Source organism: Flavobacterium sp. LK-23, assembly GCF_058135255.1.
The window spans coordinates 97,613-121,172 of record NZ_JBYUVT010000013.1 but is presented as its reverse complement, the minus strand read 5'-3'; the positions used below and the strand labels follow the sequence as shown (position 1 = coordinate 121,172).

At 36.0% G+C, this 23,560-nt stretch carries 12 protein-coding genes; all 12 read left to right on the top strand.

Annotated elements, in window-relative coordinates:
* Positions 1-132: 132 nt before the first annotated feature.
* The 12 genes from AC3Y25_RS17830 (at position 133) to AC3Y25_RS17775 (ending at position 23,428) form a co-directional block, all read left to right on the top strand.
* A complete protein-coding gene (locus AC3Y25_RS17830) occupies positions 133-1,536 on the top strand; it encodes a glycoside hydrolase family 140 protein (RefSeq protein WP_489903666.1) in 1,404 nt (467 codons plus the stop codon).
* A 229-nt stretch (positions 1,537-1,765) separates the two neighbouring features.
* Entirely contained in the window at positions 1,766-3,334 is a 1,569-nt protein-coding gene (locus AC3Y25_RS17825; protein WP_489903665.1) for a glycoside hydrolase family 28 protein, read from the top strand.
* Between the two features lie 63 nt (positions 3,335-3,397).
* On the top strand, positions 3,398-4,315 hold the full coding sequence (locus AC3Y25_RS17820; RefSeq protein ID WP_489903664.1) for a glycoside hydrolase family 43 protein: 918 nt from the start codon (positions 3,398-3,400) through the stop codon (positions 4,313-4,315).
* Between the two features lie 133 nt (positions 4,316-4,448).
* The gene (locus tag AC3Y25_RS17815) at positions 4,449-6,314 is read left to right on the top strand and encodes a six-hairpin glycosidase (RefSeq protein ID WP_489903663.1); all 1,866 of its coding nucleotides are present in this window, start codon (positions 4,449-4,451) and stop codon (positions 6,312-6,314) included.
* A gap of 161 nt (positions 6,315-6,475) precedes the next feature.
* A complete protein-coding gene (locus AC3Y25_RS17810) occupies positions 6,476-9,256 on the top strand; it encodes a glycoside hydrolase family 78 protein (protein ID WP_489903662.1) in 2,781 nt (926 codons plus the stop codon).
* Positions 9,257-9,462: 206 nt separating this feature from the next.
* On the top strand, positions 9,463-10,881 hold the full coding sequence (locus AC3Y25_RS17805) for an acetylxylan esterase (RefSeq protein ID WP_489903661.1): 1,419 nt from the start codon (positions 9,463-9,465) through the stop codon (positions 10,879-10,881).
* Between the two features lie 178 nt (positions 10,882-11,059).
* Positions 11,060-13,510 (top strand): glycoside hydrolase family 95 protein, encoded by a 2,451-nt coding sequence (locus tag AC3Y25_RS17800; RefSeq protein WP_489903660.1) that lies wholly within the window; start codon positions 11,060-11,062, stop codon positions 13,508-13,510.
* A 179-nt stretch (positions 13,511-13,689) separates the two neighbouring features.
* Positions 13,690-15,258 (top strand): MGH1-like glycoside hydrolase domain-containing protein, encoded by a 1,569-nt coding sequence (locus AC3Y25_RS17795; protein WP_489903659.1) that lies wholly within the window; start codon positions 13,690-13,692, stop codon positions 15,256-15,258.
* A 171-nt stretch (positions 15,259-15,429) separates the two neighbouring features.
* A complete protein-coding gene (locus tag AC3Y25_RS17790; RefSeq protein ID WP_489903658.1) occupies positions 15,430-18,180 on the top strand; it encodes a glycoside hydrolase family 78 protein in 2,751 nt (916 codons plus the stop codon).
* A 143-nt stretch (positions 18,181-18,323) separates the two neighbouring features.
* Complete coding sequence (locus AC3Y25_RS17785) at positions 18,324-19,469, top strand: sialidase family protein (protein ID WP_274250416.1); 1,146 nt, start codon at positions 18,324-18,326, stop codon at positions 19,467-19,469.
* A 160-nt stretch (positions 19,470-19,629) separates the two neighbouring features.
* Positions 19,630-20,511 carry a sugar phosphate isomerase/epimerase family protein gene (locus AC3Y25_RS17780; RefSeq protein WP_489903657.1) on the top strand — a complete coding sequence of 294 codons (882 nt, stop codon included), beginning with the start codon at positions 19,630-19,632 and terminating at the stop codon, positions 20,509-20,511.
* A gap of 187 nt (positions 20,512-20,698) precedes the next feature.
* Positions 20,699-23,428: an alpha-d-galacturonidase gene (locus AC3Y25_RS17775; protein WP_489903656.1), complete on the top strand. Its 2,730-nt coding sequence runs from the start codon at positions 20,699-20,701 to the stop codon at positions 23,426-23,428.
* The last annotated feature ends 132 nt before the right edge of the window (positions 23,429-23,560 follow it).

Here is a 23,560-nt window from a genome sequence, read left to right as displayed (position 1 = left end):
ATTTATATCTGCGTAAATCAGCTAAAATCAGTTGAATCTGCGTGAAATAAAAAACACAAAGATTATAAAAAGAATAATTCGTGAATTCGTGGCAAACAAACCTAAAAAACATAAATTCAAAAACAAACCAAAATGAATCTGAAAATTAAATCTTTATACGCTCTTTGTATAAGCTTTATGTTTACAGCACAAAGCGGATTTTCGCAATCTGCCAAAACAAAAGCATCTCTGCCTGAAATCAAAGTATCTAAAAATCAGCATTATTTTGTTACCGAAAACGAAAAACCATTTTTCTGGCTTGGTGACACAGGCTGGCTGGCATTCGGGAAACTGGATAGAGCAGGCGTTGATAAATATTTCAAAGACAGAAAAGAAAAAGGATTCAATGTTGTTCAGGTAATGGTTTTGCACAATATAAATGCTGTTAACGTTTATGGAGATGCAGCTTTAATCAACGAAGACGTTTCAAAACCCTTAATTACGGCAGGAAATGATTTTAAAGATGAGAAGCAATACGATTATTGGGATCACGTAGATTATACTTTAGATGTGGCCCAAAAAAATGGAATTTATTTAGCCATGGTTCCAGTTTGGGGAACCAACGTTTCAAAAGGAAATAAAGTAAGCAAAGAGCAGGCTACTGAATATGCTACTTTCTTAGCTAACCGATATAAAAATAGAACTAATGTAATTTGGTTAAACGGTGGAGACACACACGGAAATGAATTCCAAGATATCTGGAATGCCATTGGAAATACTTTAAAAACTAACAATCCAAACCAGCTAGTGACTTTCCACCCGTTTGGAAGAACCGATTCTTCAGAAAACTTCCACAACGAAAAATGGTTAGATTTCAATATGTTCCAATCAGGACACAGAAGATACGATCAGGATTCTATAAAAACGAATTTCAAAGAAGACAATTACAAATTTGTTTTAAGAGATTTCGAATTAAAACCAACAAAACCAACACTTGATGGAGAACCATCTTACGAAGGAATTCCGCACGGTTTGCACGATACTCTACAACCAAAATGGACCGCAAGCGATGTTCGCCGTTACGGATATTGGTCGGTTTTATCAGGTGGAGCAGGTTACACATATGGGCACAATGCTGTAATGCAAATGTTCAGAAAAGGAGATAAACCAGCTTACGGAAACAAAGAATTATGGACATCGGCCATCAATGCGCCTGGAGCAAAACAAATGGTTTATATTAAGAAATTAATGGAAGAAGTACCGTTTTTAGAAGGAGTTCCAGATGTTTCATTAGTGGTGAATCAAGGTGAAAAATACGATTATATTCCAGCCATAAGAGGTGAAAAATACGCTTTATTATACACGTACAACGGAAGGATAATAGAAGTAAAACTAGGAAAAATTGCTGGAGATAAATTCGAAGCAACTTGGTACAATCCAAGAAATGGCAAGAAAACTAAAATCGGAACATTTGATAATAAAGGAACTCAAAATTTTCAGCCAGAAGGAAAAAAAGAAGATGGTAATGACTGGGTTTTGATTTTGAAGTCAAAGTAAAAAAGTCTAGTATGTCTTCCTGAGCGAAGTCGAAGGACCGCAAAGATTGGACACTGTAATTGATATTGCATGCGCCCTTCGACTTCGCTCAGGGTGACAAAAATGAGAATAAAATATTTCACGCAGATTTAAAATGATTTAAGCAGATTCTGCAGATATTTTAAAATATAAATCTGCGTTGATCTGCCATCCCGATAGCTATCGGGAGCGTGAAACCAAAAACACAACTATGAAAAATATACTAATAACACTCTGCTTCATTCTCGGATTAAACACCACTTTCGCTAACGACGGTTGGTTAAATATCTTAAACGAAGGAGGAAACAACAAAGGAATAAAATGTACGCAAGCCATTCAGAATGCCATCGAAAAGGCATCTAAAAACGGCGGAGGAACTATCTTTTTTCCTGCTGGAGAATATTTAACAGGAGCTCTAACATTAAGAAGCAACATCACAATTCATTTAGATTCTGGAGCGCTTTTAAAGTTCTCAGAGAACTTTGATGATTTTCTTCCGTATGTAGAAATGCGTTACGAAGGAATTGTAATGAAGAGTTTCCAACCTTTATTTTATGCAAAAGATGTTCAAAATATCACCATTACAGGAAGAGGCGTAATCGACGGACAGGGAAAAGCATGGTGGAATGAAGTGTACCGAATCGAAACGGCTAAGGAACCACTTCCTCCAACCAAATACCAAACCATGTGGGAAGAGCAAAACAAAGGCCTTTACACAGAACCATATTATAAAAGAACAGTTGATAAAAAGTTTTTCAGACCGTCTTTTTTCCAAGCTTACAACTGCAAAAACATTTTAATCGAAGGCGTAACCTTTATAAACTCACCTTTTTGGACAATCAACCCAGAATTCTGTGATAATGTAACCGTTACCGGAATTTCAATTTTTAATCCGCATTCGCCAAATACTGACGGAATTAATCCTTCTTCTTGCACCAATGTTCATATTTCAAATTGTCATATCAGCGTTGGAGATGATTGTATCACGATCAAATCAGGTAGAGACGGAGACGGACGTAAATACGGAAAAGCAACAGAAAATGTAACCATCACAAATTGCACCATGCTTAGCGGTCACGGCGGAGTAGTTATTGGAAGCGAAATGTCGGGCGGAATCAAAAAAATCACAATATCCAACTGTGTTTTTGACGGAACAGATCGCGGAATCCGTATCAAGTCAGCTCGTGGAAGAGGCGGTGTTGTAGAAGATATTCGGGTCGATAATATCGTCATGAAAAACATCAAAGAAGAAGCTATCGTATTGAGCCTTTTCTATGATAAAGGAACTACAGTTGAACCTGTAACGGAGAAAACGCCGATTTTCAGAAATATCCACATGAGCAATATTACGGCTTCAAACGTAAACAAAGCGGGACAGATTTTGGGAATTACCGAAATGCCAATTCAAAACATCACTTTTTCGAACATCAATATGGATGGAAAAGAAGGTTTTACCGTAAGTACAGCTACAGATGTTGAATTTCATGATGTAAAAGTTAATGCAACTGTTGGTTCATCTTTCAAAATATCAGATTCAAAAAATATTATTTTAGACAATATTGGATCTTCAACACCAATAAAAGGAGTTCCGGTTATCAAACTAGATAATGTTTCAAATGCGTTGATCAACAATAATTTTCCATTCAATTCAACCGATATTTTTATCGAAGCGGATGGAAAAAACACTAAAAACATTTTCCTAAAAAACAATGTTTTAAACAACGTGACAACGAAAATCAAAAAAGGAAAAGATTTAGATAAAAAGGCAATTACAGAATAATAAATCGGTGAGCCAACTTTGTCAAAGTTCGAAACTTTGACAAAGTTTTAAACGGAACATAAAATGAAAAAAATATTCATCATAGTAACACTTTCTCTTTTTGCCATAACTTATTCGCAGAAAAAGAAAGATTTGTATCTTTTTACGTCGTTTAGAGAACCCGCAACAGAAGGTTTATATTTGGCCTATAGCGAAGACGGTTACAATTGGAAAGGACTAGAAGGATCATTTTTAAAACCCGAAATCGGAGCCAGTAAAATCATGCGTGATCCGTCCATCACAAAAGGAGCAGACGGAACGTATCACATGGTTTGGACAACGGATTGGAAAGGTGGAAATGGTTTTGGTTACGCAAGTTCAAAAGACTTAATTCATTGGTCAGAACAACAATATATTCCAGTCATGAAGAACGAACCAGAAGTTGTAAATGTTTGGGCACCGGAAATTTTTTATGATGATGTCAAAAAAGAATACATTATTATCTGGGCATCTACAATTCCGTTTAGATATCCAAAAGGAGTGGAAGAAGAGAAAAACAACCACAGAATGTATTATGTAACGACAAAAGATTTCAAAACTTTTTCGGATACAAAATTATATTACGATCCAGGTTTCAGCGTAATTGACTGTGTGATTGTCAAAAAAGGAAAGAAAGATTATGTTTTGGTTTTGAAAGACAACACAAGACCCATGCGAAACATAAAAGTAGCCTTCGGAAAATCGCCTTTAGGTCCGTTCAATAAAAGTTCTGAGCCTTTAACCGAATATTTATCAGAAGGTCCAACGGTAGTGAAAGTCAGTAAAAATTGGCTTTTGTATTATGACAATTATGGTTCAAAAAATTATAAAGCATTAAGTACAACAGATTTTGTTCATTTTGAAGATGTATCATCCAAAATAAGCCTTCCAGAAGGACACAAACACGGAACGATAACAACAATCTCTGCGGACGTTTTAAAGGGATTAATTGAAAAGAAATAGATAGAAAAATTTCACGCAGATTTAAAATGATTAAAGCAGATGAGGCAGATTTTATTTTAATCAAAAGCAGATCAAAAAATCTGCTTACATCAGCTAAAATCTGCTAAATCTGCGTGAAACAAAAAAATATAAAATGATTATTTTCCAAAAAATAAAAACCAACATCATAACCACAGCCACAATCGTATTGGCTTGCACGGCTGTAAATGCACAAAACGACACTGTGCGTTATGTTGGCAAAACACTTTCAAACATCGATTACCATCACGGACAGTTGAGTCCAGCAGTTGGAGTCCACGCTACGCAAATCATGCGTGCCAGCCGTGAACATCCTGAAAAAGCGGATGGTTTTGGATGGACGTACAACCATCAGCCGATGATGGCGTATTGGAATAATACTTTTTATCTGCATTATTTAAGTGATCCATCAGGCGAACATATTCCGCCGAGTCAGACTTTATTAATGACTTCAAAAGACGGTGTAACGTGGACAAAACCAGAAGTGATTTTTCCAATTTATCGAATTCCAGACGGATGGAAAAAAGAAGGCGTTGAAGGCGTTGCAAAAAACTTAGATGCGATTATGCACCAAAGAATGGGCTTTTACACGTCGAAAGACAAACGACTTTTTGCCTTAGCGTATTACGGAATCGCAATGGATGAAAAAGACGATCCAAATGACGGAAAAGGAATTGGACGCGTAATCCGTGAAATCAAGAAAGACGGAAGTTTTGGCGAAATTTATTTCATTAGATACAATAAAACTTGGGACAAATCGAAATCGAAATTCCCATTTTATACCGCATCAAAAGATAAAGGTTTCAAAAAAGCCTGCGAAGAAATTTTATCAGAACCATTAGTTTTACAGCAATGGGTGGAAGAAGCCGATCGTGACGATGAATTGATTCCGTTACAGAAACCATATAAAGCATTTAGTTATTATCATTTACCAAACGGAAATGTAGTGGGGTTATGGAAACATGCTTTAACTTCCATCAGCAGAAATGGTGGAAAATCTTGGGATTATATGCCATTGCGTGCGCCAGGATTTGTAAACAGCAACGCCAAAATCTGGGGACAACAAACATCAGACAATCGTTACGCAACACTTTATAATCCGTCAGAATATCGCTGGCCATTGGCAATTTCTACAAGTGACGACGGTTTAAATTATAAAGATTTATTATTGGTTCACGGAGAAGTAAGTCCGATGCGTTACGGCGGAAACTACAAATCGGCAGGTCCTCAATATGTTCGTGGAATTACAGAAAAGAATGGAACTCCGCCAGACGGAAAAATTTGGGTTGGCTATAGTGTAAATAAAGAAGATATTTGGGTAGCTTCAATTCCTGTTCCTGTGACTTCAGAAGTTAAAGAACAAGCAAATGATGTATTCAATGCACTTCCAGATGGAGAAGAATTGAAATTATGGAATACGTACGATCTTTCCTGGGCATCGACAAAAATCGAAAAGAAAGCCGATGGCAAAAAATGGCTGACGTTAAGAGATCAGGATTATTTTGACTATTCACGTGCCGAAAGAATAATACCATTTACAGCAAAATTGGAAGCCATTTTCACCGTAAAACCAGAGCAAAATAATCACGGTTTATTACAGATTGAATTCCAAAACAAACAAGGTTTACCATCGGTAAGATTAATTTTTGATTCGGATGGAGAATTAAAGGTAAAAAATGGCGCGCGTTTGAGTTCGGTTACAAAATACGAAGCAAACAAAGCATATGCAATCACAGTTAAATTAGATGCTAAAAACCGTCAGTATACTATAAAAGTAAACGATGGAAAAGAATCAACAAAGATATTTTATGCGCCAACAGACGGTTTCGAGAGAATTATGTTCCGAACAGGTGAACAAAGATATTCTCCAAATCCAGACACAGCACCAGACACCGACGATTACGATGATCTGCCTCAAACCGGAAAATTAATCCCAGAAGCAGTATTCAATATTGAATCGTTGATAACTAAGAAGTTGTAAAAAGTTGAAATAGCCACGAATTCACGAATTATTTTTATAATCAATACGTAGTTTTTGTGATAAATTAATCGAATTAAACTTTCGGTAAAAATTAGAGAAATAAAACGCAAAGAATAATTAGAGAAAATTCGTGAATTCGTGGCGAAAAAAAAATATACAAAGTGAAGTTTTTTAAAATCATATTATTAGCAGTTTGTCTTCTAGTAACTGTAGTTTCTAAAGGACAAATTCTACCTGTACGTTTAACAACAGAAATGGCCGAAAACCCATTAGCAGTTGTCGAGAATCAGCCGAAATTGAGCTGGCAATTGGTTTCAAAAGAATCCGATGCATCGCAAGTCGCTTATTTGATTTTAGTAGCTTCATCAGAAGAGAAACTAAACAATGACGATGGAGATATATGGAATACAGGAAGAGTAAATACAGATAAAAATCTGCATATTGTTTATAGCGGAAAACTATTAAAAAGTGAAACCAAATATTTCTGGAAAGTAAAAGTTTGGAATCAGTCAGGAAAAGTTTCAAAATGGAGTAGAACAGCTACTTTCAGAACAGAATCATTAGAATCCGATTTAAATCCGACTTGGATTGGAGCGATTACAAAGGCTGATAGTCATTTGCCGGAAGGAAGAAACTACCACACAGCCACTTTCAACAGAGAAAAAAAGAATTCTTTTATCAATGCTTCCGATTCTTTGTCACGCAGAAGTATAATGCTTCGCAAACCTTTCGAAATAGAAAAAGCAGTCAAAGAAGCTGTAGTTTATATTTCAGGTTTAGGACATTACGAATTGACTATCAACGGGAAAAAAGTGGGTAACAGCCAATTTGCGCCTTTGTGGACCGATTATGATAAAACGGTTAATTATAATGTTTACGAGTTAAGCTCAAAAGATTTTCAAAAAGGCGATAACGTAATTGGCGTTCTTTTAGGAAACGGAATGTACAATACATTGGCAGAAAGATATACCAAGTTTTTCGTGAGTTTTGGACCGCCAACTTTATACTTTAAAATGAAAATCAAGTATAATGATGGTTCAGAAGAAATTATAAAATCAGATAGAACTTGGAAATACAGCAAAAGTCCTATTACCTATAACAGTATTTTTGGAGGAGAAGATTATAATGCTAATTTAGAACAAAGAGGCTGGAATAAAAAAGGTTTCAAAGATAGAGATTGGAAAAAAGTAGTGATTCAAGAAGGGCCAAAAGGAGTTTTAAGACCTCAGACAGCTCCGCCAGTTACGATTCAGAAACAATATGAAGTTAAAACCGTAAAAGAACTGAAACCGAATTTCTATGTTTTTGATATGGGGCAAAATCTTTCAGGATTTCCAACTATCAAAGTAAAAGGAAAAAGAGGACAAACGATTCGTGTTTGGGTGGCTGAAGGTTTAAATGAAGAAGGAACAATCGCGCAGGGAAGATCTGGAAAACCGTATTATTATGATTATACTTTAAAAGGAGATGGAACAGAAGAATGGACGCCAAAATTCAGTTTCTACGGTTATCAATATGTTCAGATTGAAAACATCAATTATAAAGAAGCTAAAAACAAAGAACTTCCAACTTTGGTTGATTTAAAATCGAATTTCATTTACAATTCGGCTGGAGAAGCAGGAAGTTTTGCTTGTTCGAATGAGATTTTCAATAAAACACACGAATTGATCAATAACTCCATAAAAAGTAATTTTCAAAGTGTTTTTACCGATTGTCCACAACGTGAAAAATTAGGCTGGTTAGAAGAAATTCAGCTGAATGGTCCTGGTTTGATGTTCAATTATAATCTTCAAACTTTCCTTCCAGCAACGATGCAGAATATTTCTGATTCACAACGAGATAACGGTTTAATTCCGACAATCGTTCCTGAATATGTAATTTTTGGAGGCGACTTTACTGATTCTCCAGAATGGGGTGTTACAGGTGTAATTCTGCCTTGGATGTATTATGAATATTACGGAGATGCTTCATTATTTGAGAAATATTTTCCGGTAATGAAAAATTACGTGGATTATCTGGGAACGAAAGCAACAAACCACATCGTTTCGCACGGATTGGGCGATTGGTACGATTACGGAAAACATCCGGCAGGATATTCTAAAAATAGTCCGATTGCGCTTTCTGCGACTTCACATTATTATTACGGAGCTTATTTAGTCGCAAAAGCATCAAAATTATTGGGTAAAACGGAAGATTTTGAGAAATACAATGCGTTGGCTTCAGAGATTAAAACCGCTTTCAACAAGGAATTTTTCAACGAAGAAACCAAACAATACGGAACAAACAGTCAGTTTAGCAATGCCGTTCCGATATTTATGGATATCGTAGAACCGCAATATAAAGAGGCAGTAATGCAGAATTTACTAGCAGATATCAAAGAAAAAGGAGATCGTTTGACAACAGGAGATGTTGGAAATCGCTATTTATTCCAGACTCTAGCCAGAAATGGAGAAAACGAAACGATGTACAGAATGCACAATCATTATGATGCGCCGGGTTACGGTTTTCAGATTAAATTTGGCTTGACCACTTTAACGGAGCAATGGGATCCTAGAAAAGGAAATTCGTGGAATCATTTTATGTTAGGGCAAATCGAAGAATGGTTTTATCAAAGTTTAGCCGGAATTATGTCTGATCCTGAAAAACCAGGATTCAAACATTTCTTTATTCAGCCAGAAGTGGTTGGCGATATGACTTTCGCGAAAGCGGACTATCAATCGGTTTACGGAAAAATTGCTTCGTCTTGGGAAAAGAAAGACGGTAAATTTATTTTGACAGTTCAGATTCCAGTAAATACAACTGCTACAGTAAAATTGCCGGTTGCTAAAAATTCAGAAATAAAAATTGATAATAAAAAAGTTAGGGTAGGTTTTGATGAAAAAGCTCAAAAGCCTGTTTTGGAATTAGGATCAGGAATTTATACAATAGAATGTCAATTGTAGTTATGAGTTATGAGTTATGAGTTATGAATTGTAATTAAACTCGAAAAAAAACAGAAAAAATTAATTGCCTCCTGCTTTAGCTGGAGGTTCAAAATAAGACAGGTCACAGGGCTTTAGCCAAACAATTAAGTTCGGCTAAAGCTAATTTAAAAAAACAATTTGTTTTCCTCCAGCTAAAGCAGGAGGCAAATCAAAAAAATGTAATAATGAAAAAAATAAAATACATCTTCTTAGTTTCCATTTTTGCTTTGACATTTGCCAATGCACAAAGTACTTCTGACACTAACTTTAGAAAACCAGTATCAGAAACGCTTAAAAAAATAGAAACTCTTTTTAATGTCACAATCAACGATGATAGAGGTTTATTAAAAGGAAAAGAACTGGATTATGCCGATTGGAGAATTGAACCTGGAAATTTGGCGCTTTCGCTGACTAATATTCTAGCGCCGTTTGAATTGATGTATTTCAAACAACCTGATGGAACCTACATCATACGCAAGTATGAAAACCATAAAGTTTCGGTAGATAAAGGAAAAGAACGTTTGTTTTACTTAGAAAGCCTTTACTCGACGAAAGAACAATGGGAAAAACGTAAAACGGAGTTAAAAGCTTGTATGATAACCTCATTTGGATTAGAAAAGGCTCCCCCAATGCCAAAATCTAAACCACTTTTAACTCCAAAGAGAATTTATAAAGACTACAGTGTCGAAAATATTGCATTAGAAATTTTGCCTGGTGTTTATGCGACAGGATCGATTTACAAACCATATCCGTTAAATAAAAAAGCAGCAGTTATTTTAACTCCTGACGGACATTTTGGCGACGGAAGATATAGAAAAGATGAGCAGTACCGTTGTGCTATGATGGCAAAAATGGGAGCAATTGTGGTAGGTTACGATTTATTTGCTTGGGGAGAATCGCTATTGCAATTTCCAGAAGAAACGCATAGAAATAGTATTGCATCAACCGTTCAATTGCTTACAGGAATTCGTTTATTGGATTATTTAGCAACCGTAAAAAATGCTGATATGTCGAGAGTTGGCGTTACAGGAGGTTCTGGCGGAGGTTCACACACTATGTTTTTAGCTGCAATTGATGACAGAGTAAAAGTTTCAGCTCCAGTTGTGATGGTTTCTTCACATTTCTCAGGCGGTTGTCCATGCGAAAGCGGACGTGGTATTCACTTATGCGGAAACGGAACAAACAATGCCGAAATCTCAGCTATGATGGCTCCAAAACCGCAATTGATTGTTTCTGATGGAAAAGATTGGACTTTGGCGGTTCCGGAATTGGAATTTCCTTTTATCCAAAGAACGTATGAATTGTACGGAAAGAAAGATTTAGTTGAGAATGCTCATTTTGGAAAAGAAGGACACGATTTCGGAATCTCGAAACGTATGGCTTTGTACCCATTTATGGCGAAATATTTAAATCTGGATTTGAATAAAATAAAGAATGAAAAAGGCGAAATCGACGAATCGACTTGTGTAATTGAACCTTATGACAAATTATATGTTTTTGGAAACAAAGCTGAAAATCTGCCAAAAAACGCACTGAAAGATATCAACAAATTATATGAAATGTTCGGAGAAAAAAATCTGAAAGTTTACGAAGTTAAAAAGTGATCCACGACCCGAGCGATAGCGAACAGGCGAAGCAATTCACGAATTTATTTTTTATAAACGATACGCAGTTTTTACTTTAAAATTGATCGGATTAACTTTTTCGATAAAATTTGAGAAATAAAGCGCAAAGAATAGTTAGAGTAAATTCGTGAATTCGTGGCTGAAAAAAATATATACTATGAAGTTAAAAATTAAAATAACGGCAATCTGTTTTGGAATTTTTTCCTTTACAACAACAGCTCAAAGTGACCTAAAATTATGGTACGACAAACCAGCTGCAATCTGGAACGAAGCTTTGCCATTAGGTAACGGACGTTTGGGTGCCATGGTTTTTGGCGATCCAGCTGTAGAACGTTTACAATTGAACGAAGAAACCATCTGGGCAGGTTCTCCGAATAGCAATGCACATAATAAATCTATTAAAGCACTTCCCATTGTTCGACAGTTAATTTTTGACGGAAAATTTGATGAAGCGCAGAATTTGGCTACGCAAGATATTATGTCGCAAACCAACGATGGAATGCCGTATCAGACTTTTGGAAGCGTTTATATTTCCTTCGCAGGACATCAAAAATATACGAATTATTACCGTGATTTAGACATCAACAATGCTACAGCAAAAGTAAAATACAAAGTAAATGGCGTCGAATTTACAAGAGAAATTCTAACTGCATTTTCAGATCAGGTTATTGTGGTGAAACTTTCTGCTAGTCAGCCAGGGCAAATTACTTGTAATGTTTTCATGAACAGTCCAATTGATAAAACGGTTGCATCCACAGAAGGAAACCAGATTATACTTTCGGGAGTTGGAACTAACTTTGAAGGCGTAAAAGGAAAAGTAAAATTTCAAGGCCGATTAACGGCGAAAAATAAAGGCGGAGAAATCGATGCTAGCAACGGCGTTTTAAGCATCAACAAAGCCGATGAAGTGATTTTATACATTTCTATTGCAACCAATTTCAAAAACTATCAAGATATTTCAGGAGATGAAATTGCAAAAAGCAAAGACTATTTAGCTAAAGCCGAAGTAAAAGATTTTGAAACCATAAAGAAAGCGCATGTTGATTATTACCAAAAATTCTTCAACAGAGTTACTTTAGATTTAGGTTCAAACGAATTAACTAAGAAACCAACAAACGAAAGAATCAGAGATTTCTCAAAACAGTTTGATCCGCAGTTAGCTTCGTTGTATTTCCAATTCGGACGTTATCTTTTAATTTCAAGTTCACAGCCAGGAGGACAGCCAGCAAATTTACAAGGAATTTGGAACGATATGGTCACTCCGCCTTGGGACAGTAAATACACCACAAACATCAATGCCGAAATGAATTACTGGCCTGCACAAGTAACTAATTTACAGGAAATGCACGAACCTTTTGTGCAAATGGCAAAAGAGTTAGCTGTAACTGGTGCAGAAACTGCCAGAATGATGTACAATGCAAACGGATGGGTTTTACATCACAATACTGATATTTGGCGTGTTACAGCTCCGGTAGATTCAGCTGCGTCGGGAATGTGGCCAACTGGAGGTGCTTGGGTTTGTCAGGATTTATGGGAAAGATATTTATATACGGGAGATAAAAAGTATTTAGCAGAGATTTATCCGATCATGAAAGGCGCTGCTGATTTCTTTTTAGATTTCATGGTTATTGATCCAAATACAAAGTATTTAGTGGTTGTGCCGTCAAGTTCTCCTGAAAACACACACGCAGGCGGAACAGGGAAAGCAACAATTGCATCGGGAACAACAATGGATAATCAGCTGGTTTTTGATTTGTTTACGCATGTTATGGAAGCTTCGGCTTTGGTTTCGCCAGATGCTGCTTATGCGAAAAAAGTGAGTGATGCTTTGGCAAAAATGCCTCCAATGAAAGTAGGTAAACACAATCAGTTACAAGAATGGCAGGACGATTGGGACAATCCGAAAGACAATCACAGACACGTTTCACATTTGTACGGATTGTATCCGAGTAATCAGATTTCGCCAATAAAAACGCCTGAATTATTTGAAGCCGCTAAACAATCTTTAATTTACAGAACCGACGAATCTACAGGCTGGTCAATGGGATGGAAAGTGAATTTGTGGGCAAGATTGTTAGACGGAAATCACGCTTATAAATTAATTCAAGATCAATTGCATTTGGTAACAGCAGATCAGAGAAAAGGCGGAGGAACGTATCCGAATATGTTGGATGCGCATCAGCCGTTTCAAATTGATGGTAACTTTGGATGCACAGCCGGTTTTGCCGAAATGTTGATGCAGAGTCAAGAAGATGCGATTCATTTATTGCCTGCTTTACCAACGGTTTGGAAAGATGGAAGCATTAAAGGTTTAGTTGCCAGAGGCGGATTTGTTATTGATATGACTTGGAAAAATAACAAAGTTTCGGAGTTGAAAATCTATTCGAAAATTGGAGGAAACTGCCGATTAAAAGTTGAGAATACGCTGAAAGGTTCTTCGCTAAAAAAAGCAAAAGGGAAAAATTCAAATCCTTTGTTTTATGATGTGGAAGTGAAGAAACCGATTATTTCTAATGAAGCAAAATTGCCTAAAGTACAATTGCCAAATTATACTATTTACGATGTGAATATGAAAGCAGGGCAGACTTATATTTTTACGGGGAATTAAAAAATATTTTAAAACCATGTAAGTGATAAAAGAAAATATAATAGCACGCCATATTTGTCATTTCGACGAAGGAGAAATCTCCGCAAAGAGAGTCGTTAATCTTTGTGGAGCTTCTAACTAAGATTTCTCCTTCGTCGAAATGACAAGATTGAGTAAAAAGAATAAAATAAAAATAGAATATGTTACAACATTTCAAACATAAAATAATAACACTTTCAATTGTAATTGCTTGTATAAACAGCAGTTGCAAATCGACTGCGGAACATTCTCAAAAAGGAAAGTCGGTTATTTTAAAAGAAAAAAACTTCAAACATTATGTGGATTATTTCAACACGATGGAAGATGAAAACTTGAAGTTTGCGATTCCGAATGATTCAGCTTGGACTTGGATGGAAAAGAATATTCCTTTGTTTGAATGTCCGCAGCAGAATTTTGAGGAAATCTATTATTTCAGATGGTGGAGTGTTCGTAAGCATATAAAAAATACACCACAAGGATTTGCGATTACAGAGTTTTTGGTAGATCGTTCGTATGCCGATAAATACAATATGATTAGTTGTGCTTTGGGACATCATATCAACGAATTCAGATGGGTTCATGATCCTAAATATATCGAGCAGGATGTGAAAATTTGGTATCGAGGAAATGATGGAAAACCGATGAACAAATTGTATAAATTCAGCAGTTGGACAGCCGATGCTTTATACAATCGTTATTTGGTGAATAAGGATGAAAAATTCTTATTGGATTTGTATCCAGATATGGTTACTGATTATGCTGTTTGGGAAAAAGACCGTCAGCGTAAAGATGGTTTGTTTTGGCAGCATGATGTAAAAGATGGAATGGAAGAATCTTTAAGTGGCGGGCGTAAAGTACAAAATGCAAGACCAACGATTAACAGTTATATGTACGGGAATGCTATAGCGATTTCTAAAATGGCTGAATTGAAAGGCGATAAAGAAGTTGAAGCAAAATTCAAAGCTAAAGCGGATGTTTTGCAAAAATTAGTTGAAGCCAAATTATGGAATTCAAAAAGTGAGTTCTTTGAAACTTTAACAGAAAAAGATACTTTAGCACAAGTTAGAGAAGCGATCGGATTTATTCCGTGGTATTTTAATCTTCCTGAAAAAGGAAAAGGTTTTGAGAAAGCTTGGGAACAAATTAAAGATGAAAAAGGATTTTCGGCTCCGTTTGGTTTAACAACAGCAGAAAGAAGAAGTCCGCGTTTTAGAACTCATGGAACAGGTACTTGCGAATGGGACGGTGCAATCTGGCCATTTGCAAGTTCGCAGACGTTAACTGCTTTGGCAAATGTTTTGAATAATTATAATCAGAATTTTGTAGCCAAACCTGATTATTTTAAGCAAATAGAATTGTACGTTCAGTCGCAGTATTACAGAGGGAAACCATATCTTGGCGAGTATTTAGACGAAACAACAGGATATTGGTTAATGGGCGACAGAGAAAGAAGCCGTTATTATAATCATTCCACTTTCAATGATTTAGTGATTACAGGATTGGTTGGTTTACGTCCAAGAGCAGATGAAAAGATTGAAGTGAATCCGTTGATTCCGCAGGAGAAATGGGATTGGTTTTGTTTGGATAATGTTTTGTATCACGGAAATATTATTACGATTCTTTGGGATAAAACAGGAGAAAAATATAAAAAAGGAAAAGGTTTTAGAATCTTTAAAAACGGAAAAGAAATTGCGGTTTCTGATAAATTGGAGCGAGTGATTTCGGAGTAAAGTTTGATTACTTCAGAGAAGAATAATATTTATAGCAAATTACACACCCAAATGATTAAAGCTCCAGGGGAGCGATACCTATAGAAAATTATGTCGCCCCGCTGGGGCTTATGGAACTAATTATTATAAAATCTATAAATATATCGTCCCTCTGGGACTGAAAATAATATCATGAAAAAGTTTTTTTTACATCTTACAATAATCATTTCACTTTTCACTCTTTCGGCGAAAGCCCAAACCAAAATAATTGTGGGTGATTTAAAATGCGAAATGCTGACCAATCCTGAAGGAATTGACGTTTTACAGCCAAGACTAAGCTGGAAAATTAAAGCAAGCGTAAATGATGTAAAACAAACTCATTTTCAAATTACAGCTTCTTCATCTTTAGAAAAACTAAATGCCGGAAACGCAGATTTATGGGATAGCGGAAAAGTGCAAAGCGACGAATCTGTAAATGTAATTTACAACGGAAAAAAGCTAAAAGACCGACAAGATGTTTACTGGAAAGTAACGGTTTTTACGAATAAAGGCGAAGTTCAATCAAAAGAAACAGCCCATTTCAGCATTGGAATTTTGACTTATGCAGACTGGAAATCAACTCGCTGGATTGGATATGAAAAAACGTCTCCAGGAGATAGTATTTCGCAGTATTCTAGATTATCAGCGAGATATTTAAGAAAAGAAATTGACTTAAAAAAGAAAGTCAAAAGTGCCAAGGTTTATATCATGGGAATGGGCTTGTATGAGTTATACATTAACGGAAATAAAATTGGTGATCAAGTCTTAGCACCTGTTCCGACAGATTATACGAAGAATGTAAAATACAATGTTTTTGATGTGACTTCACAATTGAAGGAAGGCAAAAACGCATTGGGAACGATTTTAGGAAACGGACGTTTTTTTACGATGCGTCAGGATTATAAACCCTATAAAATTAAAACTTTTGGTTACCCGAAAATGGCTTTGCAGTTGTTTGTAGAATATACAGACGGTAGCAAAGAAGTGATTAGAACCGATGATACTTGGAAAATCACAACTGACGGACCGATTTTATCGAATAACGAATATGACGGTGAAGAATACGATGCACGTAAAGAAATGAAAGGCTGGAATACCATTAATTTTAATGATAAAAAATGGCTTTCGGCAGAATATGTTCAGGAACCGGGCGGATTCTACGAAGGACAGATGTCGGCAAATATGAAGGTTAAGCGCGAAGTAAAGCCAATTTCAATCAAACAGACACCCAAAGGAACTTATATCTTAGATATGGGGCAAAATATGGTGGGCTGGTTGCAATTGAAAGTAAAAGGAAATTCGGGCGATAAAATAACCATGAAGTTTGCTGAATCACTTCAGCCAGATGGCTCATTATACATTGCCAATCTACGTGATGCAAAAACTACAGATATTTATACTTTAAAAGGTGAAGGCGAAGAAGTTTGGGAACCTCGTTTTATTTTTCACGGATTTAGATTTGTAGAAATTTCAGGTTTCAAAACCAAAGCGACTTTAGAAAATTTCGTCGGAAAAGTCGTTTACGATGATATTGCGACAACGGGAACTTTTGATTCTTCTAACCCAATAATGAATCAGATTTTTAAAAATGCGTGGTGGGGAATCAGCGGGAATTATAAAGGAATGCCAATTGATTGTCCACAGAGGAATGAGCGTCAGCCTTGGTTGGGAGACAGAACAACAGGAGCTTACGGCGAAAGTTTCTTATTCGATAATCAGACTTTGTATGCAAAATGGTTAGATGATATTAAAAATGCTCAAACTATTGATGGCGGAATTCCAGATGTGGCACCTGCTTTCTGGCGTTATTATGGCGATAATGTTACTTGGCCGGGAACTTATATTACAGTTGCGGATATGCTGTATCAGCAGTTTGGAGACAAAAAAGTAGTAGAAAAACAATATCCGTCGATGAAAAAATGGATGGATTATATGGAAGAAAACTATTTGGTTGATGATATCATGACCAAAGATAAATATGGCGATTGGTGTGTTCCGCCAGAATCGTTGGAATTAATTCGTTCGAAAGATCCTTCTCGATTAACTGATGGTGAATTGATTTCGAGTGCGTTTTATTATCAGCTTTTAAATATCATGAAGAAATTTGCGGTAATCGCAAATGCTGAAAATGATATCAAACATTATGACGAATTAGCTTCGAGAATCAAAAAAGCATTTAACGCTAAATATTTTAATTCAGCCAAAAACAGTTACGCCAATAATACCGTAACAGCCAATTTACTGCCTTTGACTTTCGGAATGGTTCCTAAAGAATTAGAACAAAAAGTTTTTGAAAACTTAGTGCATGAAGTAGAAGTGACTAAAAATGGTCATGTAAGTACAGGTGTAATTGGAACCCAGTTTTTAATGCGAACATTAACCAATTTTGGACGTGGCGATTTGGCTTTCAAATTGGCTTCAAACAAAACCTATCCAAGTTGGGGGTATATGGTAGAAAACGGGGCAACGACGATTTGGGAATTATGGAATGGAAACACCGCCGATCCTGCAATGAATTCGCAAAATCACGTCATGCTTTTAGGCGATTTATTGATTTGGTATTACGAAAATATGGCAGGAATCAAAAGCAATCCAGAAACACCGGGCTTCAAACAAATTATTATGAAACCCGATTTCAATGCAGGATTGACTTATGTAAATGCTTCATACGAATCGATTTACGGAACAATTAAAAGCGATTGGAAAAAAGAAAAAAAGGCTTTGGTTTGGAATATTACAGTTCCTGCAAATACTTCTGCAATTGTGTATCTTCCTGCAAGCGATATTGCAGCTGTTTCAATCAATAAACAGAGGTTGGACAAGACTTCTTACACTTATTCGGTAGAAAAAAATCAAATAATTGTCACACTTTCGTCAGGAAATTTTGCGATAAACGTTAAATAATCTGCATTTTTAATAATTCGGGACAGTACAGGATACATTGTTAATTTTTTGGTGTTATTTTTACACTTATTAAATATTTTTACCTAAAAAAATGTTAGGTATGTATTTAAAGTCAAAAAAAATAATTCATAATTTAATTAATAATGAAGATAACAAAATTAGCATTTGTCTTGTTTGGACTTTTCCTTTTAGGAAGTTGTAAATCGGCTTTAGAGAAAAAGACTTGGAAAGAAGGAATTTTAGTAGATCAATTTGTTTACGATAAAGCGCCTTATCCGTCTTGCCATGCGATTACAATCGTCGAAGCTACAAATGGTGATTTAGTGGCCTCATGGTTTGGAGGAACTCACGAAAGAAATCCTGATGTTTGTATTTACGTTGCGATTAAACCAAAAGGAAGCGATACTTGGAATGAAGGCGTTAAAGTGGCTGACGGTGTGATGAAAGAAGGACCGAGATTACCAACTTGGAATCCGGTTTTATATCAAATTCCAGGTGGCGATTTAATGTTATTTTACAAAATCGGACCAAAACCATCAGAATGGTGGGGCGTAATCAGAACTTCATCTGATGGCGGAAAAACGTGGTCTGAAGCTCAAAAAATGCCTGATGGTTTCTTAGGGCCAATCAAAAATAAACCAGTTTTATTAAGCAACGGAACTTTATTATGTCCGTCAAGTATAGAAGGCGACGGCTGGAGACTTCGTATGGAATCTACTCCAGATTTCGGAAAAACTTGGGTAATGGGCGATACGCTTCCAAGAGGAAAACAAAAAATTAATGCGATTCAGCCAAGTATTTTATTCCATAAAGACGGAAGTATTCAAGCTATCGGAAGAACTAGAAACAGAGCTATTTTCAGCACTTTCTCAAAAGATAATGGAAAAACTTGGTCGGATGTAGAGTTAATCGGACTTCCAAATAACAACTCAGGAACCGATGCTGTAACGTTAAAAGATGGTAGACATTTATTAGTTTACAATCACGTTCTTCCTCCAGGAAAAGAAGCTAAAGGTCCAAGAACGCCTTTGAATGTTTCGGTTTCTAAAGACGGAATTCACTGGAACGCTGCTTTGGTTTTAGAAGATTCAAAAATCAGCCAATATTCTTATCCTTCGATGATTCAAAGTTCAGACGGAATGGTCCACATCGTTTATACTTGGAGAAGAGAAAAACTGAAATACGTAAAAGTGGATCCAAGTAAATTGGTTGCACTCCCAATCAAAAACGGAATCTGGCCAGGAGAAGAAGGAAAAGTAGTTACAGCGGTAAAAGCTGAAGAAGAGTAAAATTAATTGAACCATTAAGAGATTAAGAAAGTTAAGTTGCTGTGCTTAATTTATGCTTTTAAAAAGAGAATTAAACTTAATTTTCTTCATCTTCTAATGATAATAATATAAAGTAGTGAAGCTTAATTTACTTAATACCTTAATGGTAAAAACAATTAACATGAAGCTAAATAAAAACTTAATTATTGCAATGCTTGTTGTTCTATCGGCAACATTCAACAGTTGCGCAACGGCTCAGTCTTCCAAAAAGCAAAAATACAAAGTGGCAGTTTGCGACTGGATGATTTTAAAAAGACAAAAATTAGGTGCTTTTGGTTTGGCTTCTGAAATAAAAGCTGACGGAATCGAACTGGATATGGGAGGTTTAGGAAATAGACCAACTTTTGATAGTAAACTGGGAGATCCTGTCGAAAGACAAAAATTCTTAGATAAATCGAAAGAAACTGGCGTTGGAATCAGCTCTATTGCGATGTCTGGATTTTATGCACAATCTTTTGCCACAAGAGAAATCACACCAATGATTACGGATTGTATTGAAGCGATGAAAAACATGAATGTAAAAGTAGCTTATCTTCCTTTAGGAACACAAACCGATTTGGTTAAGAATCCTGAATTGCGTCCAGAAGTAATTAAAAGACTGCAATGGGCAGGAAAAGAAGTGGGGAAAATTGGCGGCGTTATCGCCATTGAAACTTCTTTAAGTGCTAATGAAGAGAAAAAACTTTTAGAAGAAGTAGGTTCAAAATACATTAAAAGCTCTTTCAATTTTGCGAATGCTTTAGACAACAAGAGAGATATTTCATCAGAATTGAAAATTTTAGGCAAGAAATATGTAGCACAAATTCACGCTTCCAACACCGATCACTTTTGGTTAGAAAATGACAAAGCAATCGACATGCCAAAAATCAAACAAACTTTGGATGAAATGAAATGGAGCGGATGGCTAATTGTAGAGCGTTCTCGTGACGTGACACAAGTGCATAATGTAAAAGCCAATTATGGCGCAAACGTGGCTTATTTAAAACGAATTTTCCAGAATTAATTTATAGCCACAGATTAAAAGGATTAATATGATTTTTTTTAATCTGTGAAAATCTTTTAATCTGTGGCAAAAGAATCAAAATGAAATCTGCTTAAATCTGCCTAATCTGCGTGAAATTTTTTGCACGTAGATTTATATAGATAAAAACAGATTAATTTTAAAATAGAATACCCAAAAACAGCATACTATGAAATATTTACAATTACTTTTTTTATGTCTTTACGTCTCTTTCGCGACAGCTCAGAACATCAATGTTGTGAGTGATCCGAGTTCGCCGAGAGCAAAGTTTGGAGCAGAGAAATTATCTGAAACACTTTCAGCGAAAGGGTTCAATGTAACTTCTTCTGATAAATTCAAAAAATCAAAAGATAAAATAATTGTAATTGGAGAAAAAGGAACTGATTTCTGGAAGAAAAATGCTAAAAGTGCTAAAATCGATGACAGCAAATTAACCAAGAAAGAAGGTTTCCAGATTCTTACTCAAAATAATGTAATTTATATTGAAGGAACAGATGCTTCTGGTACTTTATACGGAGCTTTAGAATTAAAAGATAAAATTAAAGCTTCAGGAAAACTTCCTTCAGATTTGAATATTGAAGATAGTCCAGAAATGGTTTTGAGAGGCGCTTGTATCGGAATGCAGAAACCGGTTTATCTTCCAGGACGCGATGTTTACGAATATCCGTACACACCAGAAACTTTTCCTTGGTTTTATGATAAAGTCTTATGGATAAAATACTTGGACATGCTAGTAGAAAACCGCATGAATTCACTGTATTTATGGAACGGACATCCTTTTGCTTCTTTGGTGAAATTAAAGGAATATCCGTTTGCGGTTGAGGTAAGCGACGAAGATTTCAAAAAGAACGAAGAAATCTATAAATTCTTAACGGTCGAAGCGAACAAAAGAGGAATCTGGGTCATTCAGATGTTTTACAATATTATTGTTTCTAAGCCTTTTGCAGAGCATTACAACATTAAAACGCAGGATCGTTCAAGACCAATTACGCCTCTGTTGTCAGATTACACCAGAAAATCTATTGCTGCATTTATCGAAAAATATCCAAACGTTGGGTTATTAGTTTGTTTAGGAGAAGCCATAAATACGATTGATGATGATGTAGAATGGTTTACCAAAACCATTATTCCAGGAGTTCAAGATGGATTAAAAGCATTGGGAAGAACAGACGAACCGCCAATTATTCTTCGTTCTCATGATACAGATGGGCCTTTGGTAATGGAAAAGTCACTGCCATTATACAAAAACCTTTACACAGAAAGTAAATATACAGGAGAATCTTTAACGACTTATACGCCGGGCGGACCTTGGGGAGAAACGCATAAACAGTTGAGTTCTCTTAAATCAATTCATATTGAGAACGTTCATATTTTGGCCAATTTAGAACCTTTTAGATATGGTTCGCCAGATTTTATCCAAAAAACAGTAAAAGCGATGCACAGCGTTCACGGCGCAAATGCACTGCATTTATATCCGCAAGCTTCCTATTGGGATTGGCCATATTCGGCAGATAAAACGAAATCAGGAGAACGTTTATTAGAAATGGATCGCGACTGGATTTGGTACAAAGCTTGGGCAAGATATGCTTGGGACAGTAAAAGAGATCGAAACGAAGAAGTTAAATTTTGGGATAATGATTTAGCTTCGAAATTCGGAACGACTCAAGAAGCCGCAAATAACATCCAAAAAGCCTACGATGAAACAGGAGAAATAGCTCCAAAAACATTAAGACGTTTCGGAATCACAGAAGGAAACCGCCAAACTTTATTGTTAGGAATGTTCGAAAGTCAGTTGGTTAATCCGTCAAAATGGAGAGTTTATCCGGGATTCCACGAATCTTGTGGGCCTCCGGGAGAATTGCTTTTAGAATATGCTAAAAAAGAATGGAATAAAGAACCACATTCTGGCGAGCTTCCAACTCAGATTATTGCCGAAATTACCGAACACGGAAGATTGGCTGTTGAAGCAATCGACAAAGCTGAAGCCAGTGTAACCAAAGACAAAGAAGAATTTGAACGCCTTAGAAATGATATTCATGCGTATAAAGCTTTCGCCGATTTCTTCTCAGAAAAAGTAAAAGCAGCTTTATTGGTTTTAAGATACAGTTATTCAAACGATATTGCCGATTTAGACAAAGCAATGCCTCATTTAGAAAAAAGCATTGAGCATTATGAATTATTGGTAAAACTGACAAAAGATACCTACTACTACGCTAACAGTATGCAGACGGCTCAGCGTAGAATTCCAATTGGAGGAGACGACGGAAACAATAAAACTTGGGCTGAATTATTGCCACATTACGAACGTGAATTGGCTAATTTTAAAAGAAATTTAGAGAAGCTAAAAGCCTCAAAAGATGGTAAAATTGAAACCAAAGAGGGAAAACCTTGGAAAACAGCTGAAGTAACTTTCATTGACGAAAAACCAGGAACTTATTTAGTTAAAAAAGGGACAAAAGTCTACGGAACAGATATTTCTGAGTTAACTAAAATTGCTCCTGAACTTCAAAACTTAAAAGGTTTTACTTTCGTAGAAAACGATCAAAACGAAAAAGGAACACATTTGAAGTTTAGAAATACAAAAGCGGTTAAATTAGTTGTCGGGTATTTCAATTCAGATCAGAAGAGATTTTTATTACCACCAAGTTTAGAAACCGATGCGGCAGGAAATGCGCACGGTCAAGCCGAAGTGATTCTGGCAAGTGCAATGAATTTAAAAGATTTACCACGTGTAAACATTCATACCTATACTTTTCAGCCGGGCGAGAATAAATTAGATTTAGGAAAAGGGAAAGTATTGATTTTAGGTTTCATCGACGCAGATCAAACTGTAACACCACGTGATGTTGGATATATCGATGCAGGAGAAAAAGCAGCTATTGACTGGTTGTTTTATTAAAATTATAGGAAAAGTGAAACCTGACGGGTTTTAAAAACCCGTCAGGTTTGCTTGCAAAGTAAAAACACAATCTTGTCATCCCGAGGAACGAGGGATCTCCACAAGAAACTCCACAAAGATTGGCGACATTTC